The organism is Lelliottia sp. AC1 (genome assembly GCF_023278595.1).
Classification (GTDB): Bacteria; Pseudomonadota; Gammaproteobacteria; order Enterobacterales; family Enterobacteriaceae; genus Enterobacter; species Enterobacter nimipressuralis.
The window spans coordinates 1,247,924-1,260,417 of record NZ_CP025699.1 but is presented as its reverse complement, the minus strand read 5'-3'; the positions used below and the strand labels follow the sequence as shown (position 1 = coordinate 1,260,417).

The following is a 12,494-nucleotide window of genomic DNA, read 5'->3' as shown; positions in this document are numbered from 1 at the left end:
CCCATTGTGTTGTTAACGTTTTTGTATGTAAGTAATCGCCAGTGCCACTGCCAGCACCAGCCCTTTTATAATGTCCATGGCGTAATACGGAACCGAGAGCATCACCAGCCCGTTCGACAGCACGCCTAAAATCACCGCCCCCACCAGAGTTCCCAGTGCGTTGGGTTTACCGGAACCCGCCAGCGAGAAGCCAATCCACGCCGCGGCTACCGCGTCCATCAGATAACCGCCGCCCGCATTGACCTGAGAAGATCCAATGCGTGACGCCAGCAAAATGCCGCCTAACCCGGCCAGCAGAGAGGCAATCACATACGCCGCCACTTTGTAGCGCGTGGTACGAATTCCAGACAGACGCGCCGCTTCCGGGTTTCCGCCGATGGCGTACATGCGTCGTCCGTGGGTGGTCAGGGAGAGACCCAGCTGCGCCAGCACCGTCACCACCAGCATGATGATCACAATGGTCGGCACCTGGCCGAGCAGCCCGAACGCTGCCGGAATGGTCCCTTCAGCCATGTCACCGCTCGGCAGTACCATGTTTTCGGTAATCGATCCGCCGTAGCTGTAGGTCATCGCCACGCCCTGAATCACAAACAGACTGGCGAGGGTCGCCAGCATGTCCGGAATCCGCAGAATGACAATCAGGAAGGCATTAAACAGCCCGACCAGCGTACAGAGCGCCAGGGTGATCAGAATCGACTCGGTGGTGCCGTAGCCGTGCCAGACGAAGAGTGAAATCACCAGCGCATTGGCCAGCGACGCCGTCGAGCCTACGGAGAGATCAAACCCGCCGACGGTCAGGGAGATCGACACCCCGATGGCAATCACCGTCACAATGGCGATGGAACGTAAAATATTGATGATGTTAAAAGGATCGAGGAAGTTGTCCGATGCGATGCCAAAAATCGCCACCAGCGCGACAACGGTCAGCAACATGCCCCATTTGTAGAGAAAATCGAAAAACTGCTGACGGCCCGACGCCGTCGCATTCACTGAAAGGGCCTTGCTCACGACGCCGTACCTCCGGTTGAATAATAAAGTAATGTCTCTTCACGGGCCTGTGCTCCGGCGACTTCCGCCACGATGCGCCCGTCCCACAGCACGCAGATGCGATCGCATAATCCCACCAGCTCGGCGAATTCGCCGGAGGCATAAATCACCCCTTTGCCTTCGCGCGCCAGGCCATCAATCAGCTGGAACAGATCGGTTTTGGCCTTCACGTCCACGCCTTTGGTCGGCTCGTCAAAAATCAGTACGCTGGCGTTGCCGCGCAGCCATTTGCCGATCGCCACTTTCTGCTGATTGCCGCCTGACAGACGACGTAGAACCTGCCCCGGCCCCCGTGCCCGAATACCGACGCGGGCGATCACCTCCTCAGCCCAGCGCCACGCCTGACGATGCCCAAACAGGCTCCAGCGCGAGAAGCTGTGATCTGCGCTAACGGCCAGATTCATGCTCACCGGCTCATCGATAAAAATGCCCTCTTTGCGCCGCTCTTCCGGCACCAGCGCCAGCCCGCGCAATACAGAATCCGCCGGATCGCGCGGCTGCCACGGCTGATGGTTCAGCTCTGCGCGATCGACGCGGCTTTTCGAGGCGCCAAACAGCGCTTTGCACAGCTCGGTTTTCCCCGCCCCGGCAAGCCCGGCAATGCCAAGAATTTCGCCCTTGCGCAGGTGCAGGGAGATATCTTTCAGCAGCGCTTCGTCGTGCAGCCCTTCCACGCGCAGCAAGGTTTCGTCACTGTGCGGCGGTCGCGCAGGCGGATAGATGTCGCTCAGTTCATGGCCGAGCATCTTCTCGACGATGTCTTCACCGGAGAGTGACGCCATCGGCCCGGACTCAATCAGCTTGCCGTCGCGCAGCACCGTTAAGGTGTCGCAAATGGCTTTCAGCTCATGAATGCGATGGGAGATAAACACCACGCCGATCCCCTGCTGTTGCAGGCGTCGGACCACCGCGAACAGGCGCTCGCTTTCGTGCGCGTCCAGCGGTGCGGTCGGCTCATCCAGAATCAGAAAACGGCAGTGATGCGACAATGCCCGCGCCAGCAGAATTTGCTGCTTTTCGGCGAGGGTGCAGCTATCGATGGAACGACGGACATTAAGGGAGATATCCAGCTGCGCCAGGGCCTGCTGCGCCTGCTCGCGAATCGCGCGCCAGCGGTAGCGATGGCCCGGCTGCGCCAGATTATCGAGCATAATGTTTTCGGCGATACTGAGGCCCGGGATCAGCGCCACGTCCACCTCCTGCTGCACCAGGTGAATGCCCAGCCGTTTGGCGTCCAGCGGTTCACGAATGGCCACCGGCTGATTGTTAATGCTGATTTCGCCCTCGTAGTGGTCATGCGTGCCGCAGAGTACCGCCATCAGCGTCGATTTCCCCGCCCCGTTGGCCCCCGTCAGCGCATGGACAGAACCGCCCGTCAGGGTGAAATCCACGCGCGACAGCGCCTGAAAGCCGGAAAAGGCCAGGCTGATACCGCGCATCTCAAGGCGACTGGAACCCATCCGCTGTCATTCCTTCTTATTTAATATTTTGATTTATGGAATTTTTCACAGCTCGGGTTGACTGGCAATGATAGAAAAGGCATAAGATAAAGCTAAATATTATTAGCCATCCGGATGTCCAGACATAACATCGGGTTAGCGCTTCGCAAAAAGGACACCCTCATGAGTCACACTGATATTCGCGTCGTACCCGGCCCGGCAAACTACTTTTCCCACAACGGCAGCCTTGCGCGCCTGAGCGATTTCTTCACCCCGGAACAGCTGTCCCGCGCGGTGTGGATTTACGGTGAACGCGCCATCGAAGGCGCCCGCCCGTTCCTGCCTGACAGCTTCCACGCCGCAGGCGCGAAGCATCTGCTGTTTAAAGGCCACTGCAGCGAGCGCGATGTCACCCATCTGGTGAATGACGCGGGTGATGACGTCAGCGTGGTGATCGGCGTGGGCGGCGGCGCAGTGATGGACACGGTCAAAGCCGTGGCGCGTCGTCTGGGTGTGCCGTTCGTCGGCATTCCGACTATCGCCGCCACCTGCGCGGCCTGGACGCCGCTGTCCGTGTGGTACAACGATGCCGGTCAGGCGCTTCAGTTTGAGATTTTCGATGACGCCAACTTCCTGGTGCTGGTCGAGCCACAGATCATCCTCAACGCCCCAGCGGAATACCTGCTGGCGGGTATCGGCGACACGCTGGCGAAATGGTACGAAGCGGTGGTGCTGGCACCGAAACCGGAAGCGCTGCCTCTGACAGTGCGGCTTGGCATTAACGGCGCGCTGGCGATCCGCGACGTGCTGCTGGAGAGCAGCGAGCAGGCGCTGGCCGATCAGACGCGCGGCGAACAAACCCAGGCGTTTCGCGATGTGGTCGACGCCATTATCGCCGGTGGCGGGATGGTTGGCGGGCTGGGCGAGCGCTATACCCGCGTGGCGGCTGCACATGCGGTGCATAACGGTTTAACGGTTCTGCCGCAGACCGAAAAATTCCTCCACGGCACCAAAGTGGCCTACGGCATTCTGGTGCAGAGCGCCCTGCTCGGTCAGGACGATGTTCTCGCGCAGTTAATTGCGTCGTATCAGCGTTTTCATCTGCCAACGACCCTTCGCGAACTGGAGGTGGATATTAACAACCGCGCTGAACTGGATAAGGTGATCGCCCATACGCTGCGCCCGGTAGAGTCGATTCACTCCTTGCCGGTGACACTTACGCCCGAGTCGCTTTACGCCGCATTGGTGAAGGTGGAAAACCTCAGCCGCTAATCGCTTCGACCGTCTATACCTAATGATGATTCTCACCACTCTCGCAACGAGGTCATCATGCAGATCGATTTAACGGGTAAGAAGGCGCTGGTTACTGGCGCCAGTCGTGGTTTGGGCCGTGCCATCGCGCTATCCCTGGCTCAGGCCGGGGCCGACGTGGTTATTACGTATGAAAAATCCGCCGATAAAGCTCAGGCCGTCGCCGCAGAGATAGCGGCGCTGGGGCGCAACAGCGAAGCCATTCAGGCAGACAGCGCCAGCGCAGAGGCCATTCAGGATGCCGTTACGCAGGCGGCACGCACGCTCGGTGGGCTGGATATTCTGGTCAATAACGCCGGGATTGCGCGCGGCGGTCCGCTGGAGTCCATGACGCTGGCGGACATTGATGCCCTTATCAACGTCAACATTCGCGGCGTGGTGATCGCCACTCAGGCCGCGCTGGTCCATCTGTCTGACGGCGGTCGCATCATCAATATCGGCAGCTGTCTCGCCAACCGCGTCGCCCAGCCGGGCATTGCAGTCTATTCCATGACGAAATCGGCGCTTAACTCCCTGACCCGAGGTCTGGCCCGCGATCTGGGACCGCGCGGCATCACCGTCAATCTGGTCCATCCCGGCCCTACCAACAGCGACATGAATCCGGAAGATGGCGAGCAGGCCGACTCTCAGCGCCAGCTGATCGCCATCGGTCATTACGGCCAGCCGGAAGATATCGCGGCGGCGGTCACCTTCCTGGCAAGCCCGGCGGCAGGGCAAATCTCCGGCACCGGTCTGGATGTAGATGGCGGCCTCAATGCCTGAGACTTTTTTGCCGGCCTGATTCCAGGTTTTTTGCACGCCTCTGTCGCCTGACAGAGGCGCTTGCGAGTGGCCTCGCGGCCTTCTATTTTGCCTCTTTCACCCGCAAATTCTGTGCTTTACAGTGCCCAAAAGAAATTCGGAAATTGTCTAATAGTCTTATTATTTCCTTATAAAAACTGTGGGTGTAAAGTGCGTAGATTCAAATCGATTTGTTGGTCAAAAAACGCAGAAAGAGAGCTCGCCAGAATTGAACCTCATGCGAAGAAACGCATTCTTCATAAGTTCTCTGAATTCAATGATCGATCGGCTCCCCCTCCGGACATCAGAAAATTAACGATTCCGGAAAATCACTACCGCCTGAGAGTGGGCAATTACAGGATTGTTTTCACCATAAGAGGTGATGCGTATGACGAGTGCCTGGTCATATCCGTTAAACGCAGAACCTCAACCACTTATCTGCATGAGGAGATTGTGCCCTATGGCTGTTCAGCTAATTCAGGATGAGGAAGGAACAACGCAGTTTGTGGTGATCCCCTGGCATGAATATTCGCGCATGTGTTCACAGCTGTCGGAAAACGATGACGAGAGGGATAGCGATCTGGAAGATATCGAGTGTGAGCACGATACCTATGATGATGTCGAGATACCGGGTGATGTCTGCGACGTGATGCATAAAGAAAATGTCAGCCTGCAGGCTGCATGGCGTATTTTGCGCGGCTTATCTCAACAGGACGTTGCCGACAAACTGGGCATCAGTCAGTCTGCCGTTTCACAGCTCGAGGCGATCGACTCACGCCCGCAAAAGCGCACGCGTGAAAAACTTGCGGCCATTTATGGCTGCACGCAGGAACAGATCAGTCTGTATCACCCGAAAGAGGGTTAACAGCACTTCGCCCCGCCTTTGCTGCCGTAACGGGCGTCCTGACGATCGCGGAAAAATTCCTCGTAGGTCATTGGCGTTTGGTCCGGATGCGTAACACGCATATGCTCGACATAGTTGTCATAGTCCGGCACGCCGATCATCATTTTGGCCGCCTGGCCGAGGTATTTCCCTGCTTTGGATAAGGTATCGAACATGATTCGGTTCCCGGAGTGGTGAAAATAGCAGGCCGGGTGAGCGCAAGCCCCACCCGGCATGATGATTAATGTGCCCCTTTTGCCTGCACCACAATCTCATCCAGATTTTCTGGCATCGGCTCGTATGGCGTCTCTTTCGCGGTCGGCTTGTCTTCTTTCAGTGCCGCCAGCGCGGTCTTCAGAGAGTACAACGCCAGCACCACAACCACCACCATAAAGAAGATTGTCAGCCCGGCATCCAGACGGTTGTTAAACACCAGTTGTGACAGCTGCGACTCCGTATACTGCGCCGGGATCTTGCCGCTGTCGATCATCGCCTGGAATTTATTGGCGATCGCGAGGAAGCCGACTTTGTTGTCCGGGCTAAACGCTTTCTGCCAGCCTGCGGTGAGCGTACAGATCAGCAGCCACGCCGTTGGCAGCAGCGCCACCCACGCGTAACGCTGACGCTTCATTTTGAACAGCACCACCGCGCAGAGCATCAGCGCCATGCCTGCCAGCATCTGGTTAGCGATACCGAACAGCGGCCACAGGGTATTGATCCCGCCGAGCGGATCGACGACCCCCTGATGGAGGAAGTAACCCCACGCCAGCACGCACAGCGCCGTTGCCAGCAGGTTGGCGGGCAGCGAATCCGTGCGTTTGAGGTTCGGCGAAATAACCCCCAGCAGATCCTGCAGCATAAAGCGCGCCGCGCGCGTCCCGGCATCCACCGCCGTCAGAATAAACAGCGCCTCGAACAGAATGGCGAAGTGATACCAGAACGACACATCCATCAGCCCGCCGAGCGCGCCGTGCAGAATATAGGCCATCCCCACCGCCAGCGTCGGCGCACCACCCGCACGGGAGATAATCGACTGTTCCCCCACTTCGTTAGCGATATGGGTCAGGGTTTCCGGCGTAATCGCAAAGCCCCAGCCGCTCACTACCTGCGCCGCAGAGGCGACCACGTCAACGGTTCCGGCCGGCGCCAGCACCGCCATCGGGCTGTTCATCGCAAAGTACACGCCCGGATCGATAATGCAGGCAGAGACCAGCGCCATAATCGCGACGAAGGACTCCATCAGCATACCGCCGTAGCCAATCAGGCAGGCCTGATTTTCATTGGCCAGCATCTTCGGCGTGGTACCTGATGCGATCAGGGCATGGAAGCCCGAGACGGCACCACAGGCGATAGTGATAAACAGGAACGGGAACAGGTTACCGGTCCAGACCGGGCCGGTGCCGTCGATAAATTTGGTCAGCGCCGGCATCGTCAGGGTCGGGCGCATGATCAGAATCCCGATCGCCAGCCCCACGATAGTACCGATTTTGAGGAAGGTGGAGAGGTAATCACGCGGGGCCAGCAGCAGCCAGACCGGCAGAACCGCCGCCACAAAACCGTAGCCCACCAGCATCCAGGTCAGCTGCACGCCAGTAAAGTCAAAGTACGGCGCCCATGTCGGGCTTTCCGCCACCCAGCCGCCGGAGATAATCGCGAAGACCAGGAAGAACAGGCCAATCACCGACACTTCACCAATGCGCCCAGGGCGGATATAGCGAATGTAGATCCCCATGAAAATCGCCAGCGGGATGGTAAAGGCCACGGTGTACGTTCCCCACGGGCTGTGGGTCAGGGCTTTCACCACGATCATCGCCAGCACCGCCAGAATGATCACCATGATCATAAAGGTGGCGATCAGGGCGATCACTCCGGCCGTTGCGCCCATCTCCTCTTTCATCAGCTCACCAAGCGAGCGCCCATCGCGGCGGGTCGAGACGAACAGCACCATAAAATCCTGCACCGCACCGGCCAGCACCACGCCCGCGAGGATCCAGATCATCCCAGGGAGATAGCCCATCTGCGCCGCCAGCACCGGCCCGACGAGCGGCCCCGCCCCGGCAATCGCCGCAAAATGGTGGCCGAACAGCACTTTTTTATCCGTCGGGACATAGTCCAGCCCGTCGTTATGACGAACTGCAGGTGTCATGCGCGTGCCATCTACCGCCAACACTTTGTCAGCAATAAAGCGCCCGTAAAAACGATACGCGATCAGATAAATGCAGACGGAAGCGACGACAATCCATAGCGCATTGATCTGTTCACCACGGTTGAGGGCGATATAGCCCAGAGCAAATGCGCCCACAACGGAGAGCACTGCCCAGATGAGGTATTTCCCTGAGTTGTTCATAGTTGTTGTCCGTTAGCGTGAAACAGTGAGATGTTACATTTTGTTTCTAGATCACTGCTTAAAATTTAACAACTCTGAAACGCAATAATGTGTGGTCAAACCAGATATTTACGCCACAGTGTTAAGCGGATCACTTTCGTGCCTTCCGCGTGCGTTTTCCTCTCTCCTCCCCCGTCACATTTTTGGTTTTTTCCTGGCAAAGCACCCTGTCGAAATGATTTGAATCATCTTATCTGAGCAAATAATCAACAAAATACCCTTGTGTATTCGCACGTTAACAAGGAAAAGGATATGAAAAGTTCAATACCTCAGGACTATAAGGTAGGGCCCGGCGCCTATTTTGCGCTGGCTTTCGCCGCCGTTTTCTTCTCCGGCCTGTTAGGGGGAAAAGAGTGGTACGGCGTGTTTGATTTCACCACGCTCAACGGGGCTTTCGGCAAAGTGGTCAGCAAAGCCAGCCTCGAAGACGGCACCCTGACCACGGCGACCAGTGCCTTTCGCGGTACCGGGGGCAGCGGCGCGATGGACGGTTTTCTGTTTGCGCTGGGGCTGATTCCGGCGGTGATGTTCGCACTCGGCATGATCAACGTGCTGGAACATTACGGCGCGCTGCGGGCGGCGCGTAAACTGCTGACGCCTCTGCTGCGCCCGCTGATTGGCATTCCGGGCACCACCGGACTGGCGCTGATCGGCAGCCTGCAAAGCACCGATGTCGGCGCGTCGCTCACCCGTAATCTCGCCGATGAAGGGCAAATCAGCGAAAACGAGAAAGACGTCTTTGCGATGTTCCAGTTCTCGGCGGGGGCGATGATCACCAACTTCTTCTCTTCCGGCGCCATTTTATTCACCCTGATCGCGATAGACGGCACCGCCGCCGTCCCGACCTCCATCGGCACCTGTGTCGCCGTGATGTTCATCATGAAAATCGTCGGCGCCAACATCCTGCGCCTGATCCTCTTACTCACCGGTAACAAAGCCGCCGTGGCCCAACAGGCAGAAGGAGAAGCCTCATGAGTGCACCGCAATCCAATCCCGTCATTACCGATGTTTTTGTCGAGGGCGCGCGTAAAGGCTGGAGCATCGCCACCAGCAGTACCCTGCCGAACGTGGTGATGGCTTTTATCATCATCAAAGCGCTGGAGATCACCGGCGCACTCAAAGGGCTGGGGATGATTTTCGCCCCGCTGATGGGGCTGTTCGGCCTGCCGGGTGAAGCGGCCGCAGTGCTGATTGGCGGCTGGATGTCGATGGGCGGCGGTATTGGCGTCGCTATCGGCCTGTTTGATAAGGGCATTCTGAGCGGCGAACATCTGGCGATCCTCGCCCCGGCCATCTATCTGATGGGTTCTCAGGTCCAGTATCTGGGCCGCATTCTTGGCGTGATCGGAACCCGCGCCAAACGCATTCCTCTGATGATTGCCATTTCGGTCATCAACGCCTTCTTAGCCATGCTGCTGATGCGCATTATTCTCTGAACAGGACGGAACCATGAATCTTGACCATTACATCAACGAACTGAAAACCCTGGTGAACGTAGACTGCGGGACCCAGACTCTGGCAGGCGTTGCCACCGTTGCCGGCATTATGGAATTACTGTGGCAGCAGGAGGGCTGGCACACCGAGCGGGTGAATCTTGGCGAGCAGGTCGGCCCCGGCGTGCTGGTCTGCAATAAACCCGACGCAGAAAAGCTGGATGTCCTGCTGGTGGGCCATCTGGATACGGTCTTTGCGCCGGGCACCGTCGCGGAGCGCCCGATGAGCGAGGATGATACCCGTCTGTACGGGCCGGGCGTCTCGGACATGAAAAGCGGGTTACTCAATATTCTGTGGGCGATGCGCGAACTGGATGCCGCCGACAAAGCGCGCCTTTCTATTGCCGTGGCGATGAATCCGGACGAAGAGACCGGCTCAGTTTACTCTCACGAATGGATCGGCGGGCTGGCCAAGCGCGCCCGCTGCGTGCTGGTGTGCGAAGCCGCCCGCGCCGACGGTTCGCTGGTGAAAGCCCGTAAAGGGATGGCCGGATATCATCTGACGTTTAGCGGCGTGGCGGCGCACGCGGGGAACGATCCGGAGAAAGGCCGTTCGGCGATCACCGCCCTCGCTAACAGCGTTATCGCCATCAATGCCCTGGCAGACTGGGATCGCGGCACCACCCTCAACGTCGGGGTGATCAACGGCGGTAGCGCGGCAAACGTGGTGGCGGACAGCGCCGTCGCGGAGCTTGATGTGCGTTTCTGGGAAAATGATGAAGACACTCGTGTGCATCGCGCGCTCACCGCCCTGTGCGAAAACGGTTTTCTGAAGGGAGTGACGACCACGCTTACCCGCGTTAATCACAAGCCTGCGATGGCGGCCAGCGAAGCGACTCAGGCGCTGATGCAGCAGGTGGAAAAGGCTGGCAAAGAGGAAGGAATCGACATCACCTGGCAGGCCGTGGGCGGAGGCAGCGATGCCAACCATACGGCAGCGCTCGGCATTCCGACTCTCGACGGCTTCGGGCCGATCGGCGCCGGTTTCCATAGCCCTGCCGAGTGGCTGGATAAAGCCTCGATTGAGCCACGCATTCGCCTGTTAAAGCGGGTGGTTTCAATGCTGTAAGACGAAGATTGCCCGGTGGCTGTACGCTTACCGGGCAATCCCACGCAACCAAATTACCCGAGCACCATCGTACTTAGCCGGCAGGTACAGCAGCGCCGCCCCTGCTCGTCAAAGATCGCGATCTCCCAGCTTTGGTTCTGCCGCCCGAGGTGCAGCGGCTGACACACACCGCGCACTTTGCCCTGTGACACGGCGCGATGATGGGTGGCGTTCAGCTCCGTACCCACCACGTTTTGCCCGTCGCGGGTCATCAGAAAACCGGCCATTGAACCGAGCGTCTCCGCCAGCGCCGCCGAAGCCCCGCCGTGCAGCAGACCAAACGGCTGATGCGTTCGCGCATCGACCGGCATTTCCGCTTCCAGCGTGTCGTCACCGATACGCGTGTAAACCATCCCGAGGTGCGCCACCATGGTGTTGTGACTGGTGGCGTTCAGCTCTTCGAGGGACAAATGACGTTTCCAGATCATCTACGCCCCCAGGGTTGAGCCGCCGTCCACCACGATATCCTGCAGCGTGATGTGGCTGGCCAGATCCGAGGCGAGGAACAGAATGGTATTGGCAATTTCATGGGGACGCGCGATTTTACCCAGCGGAATGCCAAGCTTAAATTGCTCGCCAAATCCACGAATGCGCTGCTGCTCGGCGTCGTCGCTCACCCACAATGTGCGCTGCATGTCCGTATCCGTCGAACCAGGCGAGACAATATTGCAGCGCACGCCGCTGCCCGCCAGCTCCAGCCCGACCGTCAGGGCCAGGCTTTTAAGCGCCGCTTTCGACGCGCCATACGCGCTCATGCCGATGCGCGGCGTATGCGCAGCGTCAGAGGCGACCGTCACAATTGCCCCGCCCTGCTGACGGCGGAACTGGCCCATCGTCTGCTGGAACAGATTGAACGCCCCACCGACGTTAACCGCAAAAGTCTGCTGCCAGTCGTCCTGCGAGAGCTGATCCGTCGCCCCCATGCGCAAAATCCCTGCTGCGTTAACCAGCACGTCGAGGCGATCGATGGTCGCCAGCACGCGCCCGCAAACCTCGTTCATCTCGGTAGCATCCGCCACGTTCAGCACTTCAGTGGCAAACGGGTAATCCTGCTCGGGGAACGCGAGATCAAAGCCCGTCACCCGCGCCCCCGCCTCCACAAAGGCCTGCGCGGTGGCGTACCCGATGCCTTTTCCGGCCCCCGTCACCCAGACGGTTTTGCCGGTAAAATCGAATCCGGCCATCACTTCACCTCGCGGGAAAGCAGCGCCCACCAGGCATCAATAGTCGGATTTTTCGCCAGCATCACGAAGTCGATATCACCATGCACTTTGCGCCAGCGAGCCGCGAGAGCCATCATGCGCACGGAGTCCAGACCGTAATCGATCAGGTTCTCGTCATCCATCGGCTCGTCGGACTCATCCAGCAGCGGCAGTACGACGGCGCGCAGGGCCTCTTTACTTGCCGGCACGGACGGCAACAGTTCGTCAGTCATCACCACGCGACCGGTTCGGCCCGCCACGTATTTGAGGGACATCAGGTGCTCTTCGCGGCTGAAATCGGCCAGTGCGTCAGCGATAAAGAACGGTTTGATATCGCGCATGAAAGCGTCGGTCGCGGTCGTCATACAGCCGATGTGCGCGTACACACCGGTGATCAACAACTGATTGCGGCCCGTCTCTTTGAGCATCTGTTCCAGCGGCGAGCGGTGGAACGCGCTGTAGCGCCATTTCACCAGCACCGTATCGGCTTCGTCCGGAGTAAGCGCCGCGACAATACGCTGCTGCTCTGGTGAACGGGTCAGGCCCGGTCCCCACATGTCGTTCAGCAGGGCGCGATCTTCATCGCTCTGCTCTTTCGGCTGCGCGGTGTAGTAGACCGGAATGTTGTGCTTTTTGCAGTAATCGCGCAGTTGGGCGATGTTCGCCACCACTTGCTCCATCATCGGGCAGTTATCGCCCCAGAAGTTGAGGAAATATTCCTGCATATCGTGGATCAGCAGCGCCGCGCGCTCCGGCTCAAACGCCCAGCTCACTTTGTTGTCTGGCAGATCGGCCGCCGTTGGCAGCGCATAACCGGTTAATTTTGGAATTGCCATTTTTAACTC

Annotated in this window: 14 protein-coding genes; 7 read left to right on the top strand and 7 right to left on the bottom strand. The window is 58.6% G+C overall.

What is annotated here, in order from left to right:
• Positions 1 to 12: 12 nt before the first annotated feature.
• Both C0560_RS05855 and C0560_RS05850 read right to left on the bottom strand, forming a co-directional pair.
• Positions 13 to 1,008, bottom strand: coding sequence for an ABC transporter permease (locus C0560_RS05855; protein WP_149044983.1), 996 nt, complete (start codon positions 1,006 to 1,008; stop codon positions 13 to 15).
• Positions 1,005 to 2,507, bottom strand: a complete 1,503-nt coding sequence (locus C0560_RS05850) for a sugar ABC transporter ATP-binding protein (RefSeq protein WP_100777259.1) — start codon at positions 2,505 to 2,507, stop codon at positions 1,005 to 1,007. The genes C0560_RS05855 and C0560_RS05850 overlap by 4 nt, the downstream gene beginning before the upstream one ends.
• Positions 2,508 to 2,669: 162 nt before the next feature.
• On the opposite strand from C0560_RS05850, the gene C0560_RS05845 reads away from it, so the two are divergent.
• The 4 genes from C0560_RS05845 (at position 2,670) to C0560_RS05830 (ending at position 5,442) form a co-directional block, all read left to right on the top strand.
• The gene (locus C0560_RS05845) at positions 2,670 to 3,758 is read left to right on the top strand and encodes an oxidoreductase (RefSeq protein ID WP_123429298.1); all 1,089 of its coding nucleotides are present in this window, start codon (positions 2,670 to 2,672) and stop codon (positions 3,756 to 3,758) included.
• A 57-nt stretch (positions 3,759 to 3,815) separates the two neighbouring features.
• Entirely contained in the window at positions 3,816 to 4,559 is a 744-nt protein-coding gene (locus C0560_RS05840) for an SDR family NAD(P)-dependent oxidoreductase (protein WP_100777261.1), read from the top strand.
• Positions 4,560 to 4,625: 66 nt separating this feature from the next.
• Positions 4,626 to 5,063, top strand: a complete 438-nt coding sequence (locus C0560_RS05835) for a type II toxin-antitoxin system RelE/ParE family toxin (protein ID WP_371923370.1) — start codon at positions 4,626 to 4,628, stop codon at positions 5,061 to 5,063.
• Positions 5,038 to 5,442, top strand: a complete 405-nt coding sequence (locus tag C0560_RS05830; RefSeq protein WP_248859811.1) for a helix-turn-helix domain-containing protein — start codon at positions 5,038 to 5,040, stop codon at positions 5,440 to 5,442. The genes C0560_RS05835 and C0560_RS05830 overlap by 26 nt, the downstream gene beginning before the upstream one ends.
• Here the strand turns inward: C0560_RS05830 and C0560_RS05825 are convergent.
• Both C0560_RS05825 and cstA read right to left on the bottom strand, forming a co-directional pair.
• Positions 5,439 to 5,636, bottom strand: coding sequence for a YbdD/YjiX family protein (locus C0560_RS05825; RefSeq protein WP_100777263.1), 198 nt, complete (start codon positions 5,634 to 5,636; stop codon positions 5,439 to 5,441). The two genes, C0560_RS05830 and C0560_RS05825, sit on opposite strands and share 4 nt — an antisense overlap.
• Before the next feature lie 65 nt (positions 5,637 to 5,701).
• Entirely contained in the window at positions 5,702 to 7,807 is a 2,106-nt protein-coding gene (cstA, locus tag C0560_RS05820; protein ID WP_248859809.1) for a pyruvate/proton symporter CstA, read from the bottom strand.
• A 291-nt stretch (positions 7,808 to 8,098) separates the two neighbouring features.
• Here cstA and C0560_RS05815 point away from each other — a divergent pair, with 291 nt between their 5' ends.
• Genes C0560_RS05815 through C0560_RS05805 form a run of 3 tightly spaced genes read left to right on the top strand, consistent with a single transcriptional unit; the run spans position 8,099 to position 10,408 of the window.
• Entirely contained in the window at positions 8,099 to 8,821 is a 723-nt protein-coding gene (locus tag C0560_RS05815) for a nucleoside recognition domain-containing protein (protein ID WP_100777265.1), read from the top strand.
• Positions 8,818 to 9,282, top strand: a complete 465-nt coding sequence (locus tag C0560_RS05810; RefSeq protein ID WP_100777266.1) for a YjiG family protein — start codon at positions 8,818 to 8,820, stop codon at positions 9,280 to 9,282. Before C0560_RS05815 ends, C0560_RS05810 begins: the two co-directional genes overlap by 4 nt.
• A gap of 13 nt (positions 9,283 to 9,295) precedes the next feature.
• On the top strand, positions 9,296 to 10,408 hold the full coding sequence (locus tag C0560_RS05805; RefSeq protein WP_248859808.1) for a M20 family metallopeptidase: 1,113 nt from the start codon (positions 9,296 to 9,298) through the stop codon (positions 10,406 to 10,408).
• Between the two features lie 53 nt (positions 10,409 to 10,461).
• Here the strand turns inward: C0560_RS05805 and entH are convergent, their stop codons facing one another.
• From entH to C0560_RS05790, 3 genes are read right to left on the bottom strand one after another with little or no spacing between them, the layout of a single operon-like run.
• Positions 10,462 to 10,875 (bottom strand): proofreading thioesterase EntH, encoded by a 414-nt coding sequence (gene entH, locus C0560_RS05800; RefSeq protein ID WP_100777268.1) that lies wholly within the window; start codon positions 10,873 to 10,875, stop codon positions 10,462 to 10,464.
• Entirely contained in the window at positions 10,876 to 11,631 is a 756-nt protein-coding gene (entA, locus tag C0560_RS05795; protein WP_123429302.1) for a 2,3-dihydro-2,3-dihydroxybenzoate dehydrogenase EntA, read from the bottom strand. It abuts the gene before it with no gap.
• The gene (locus tag C0560_RS05790) at positions 11,631 to 12,485 is read right to left on the bottom strand and encodes an isochorismatase (protein WP_100777270.1); all 855 of its coding nucleotides are present in this window, start codon (positions 12,483 to 12,485) and stop codon (positions 11,631 to 11,633) included. Before C0560_RS05790 ends, entA begins: the two co-directional genes overlap by 1 nt.
• Between the last annotated feature and the right edge of the window lie 9 nt (positions 12,486 to 12,494).

Excerpts from the sequence above, each read along its gene's own strand:
- C0560_RS05845 (WP_123429298.1), top strand. The coding sequence starts at position 2,670 with ATGAGTCACACTGATATTCGCGTCGTACCCGGCCCGGCAAACTACTTT.
- C0560_RS05830 (WP_248859811.1), top strand. The coding sequence starts at position 5,038 with ATGGCTGTTCAGCTAATTCAGGATGAGGAAGGAACAACGCAGTTTGTG.
- cstA (WP_248859809.1), bottom strand. The coding sequence starts at position 7,807 with ATGAACAACTCAGGGAAATACCTCATCTGGGCAGTGCTCTCCGTTGTG.
- C0560_RS05850 (WP_100777259.1), bottom strand. The coding sequence starts at position 2,507 with ATGGGTTCCAGTCGCCTTGAGATGCGCGGTATCAGCCTGGCCTTTTCC.
- C0560_RS05825 (WP_100777263.1), bottom strand. The coding sequence starts at position 5,636 with ATGTTCGATACCTTATCCAAAGCAGGGAAATACCTCGGCCAGGCGGCC.
- C0560_RS05805 (WP_248859808.1), top strand. The coding sequence starts at position 9,296 with ATGAATCTTGACCATTACATCAACGAACTGAAAACCCTGGTGAACGTA.
- C0560_RS05840 (WP_100777261.1), top strand. The coding sequence starts at position 3,816 with ATGCAGATCGATTTAACGGGTAAGAAGGCGCTGGTTACTGGCGCCAGT.
- entH (WP_100777268.1), bottom strand. The coding sequence starts at position 10,875 with ATGATCTGGAAACGTCATTTGTCCCTCGAAGAGCTGAACGCCACCAGT.
- C0560_RS05815 (WP_100777265.1), top strand. The coding sequence starts at position 8,099 with ATGAAAAGTTCAATACCTCAGGACTATAAGGTAGGGCCCGGCGCCTAT.
- C0560_RS05790 (WP_100777270.1), bottom strand. The coding sequence starts at position 12,485 with ATGGCAATTCCAAAATTAACCGGTTATGCGCTGCCAACGGCGGCCGAT.
- entA (WP_123429302.1), bottom strand. The coding sequence starts at position 11,631 with ATGGCCGGATTCGATTTTACCGGCAAAACCGTCTGGGTGACGGGGGCC.
- C0560_RS05810 (WP_100777266.1), top strand. The coding sequence starts at position 8,818 with ATGAGTGCACCGCAATCCAATCCCGTCATTACCGATGTTTTTGTCGAG.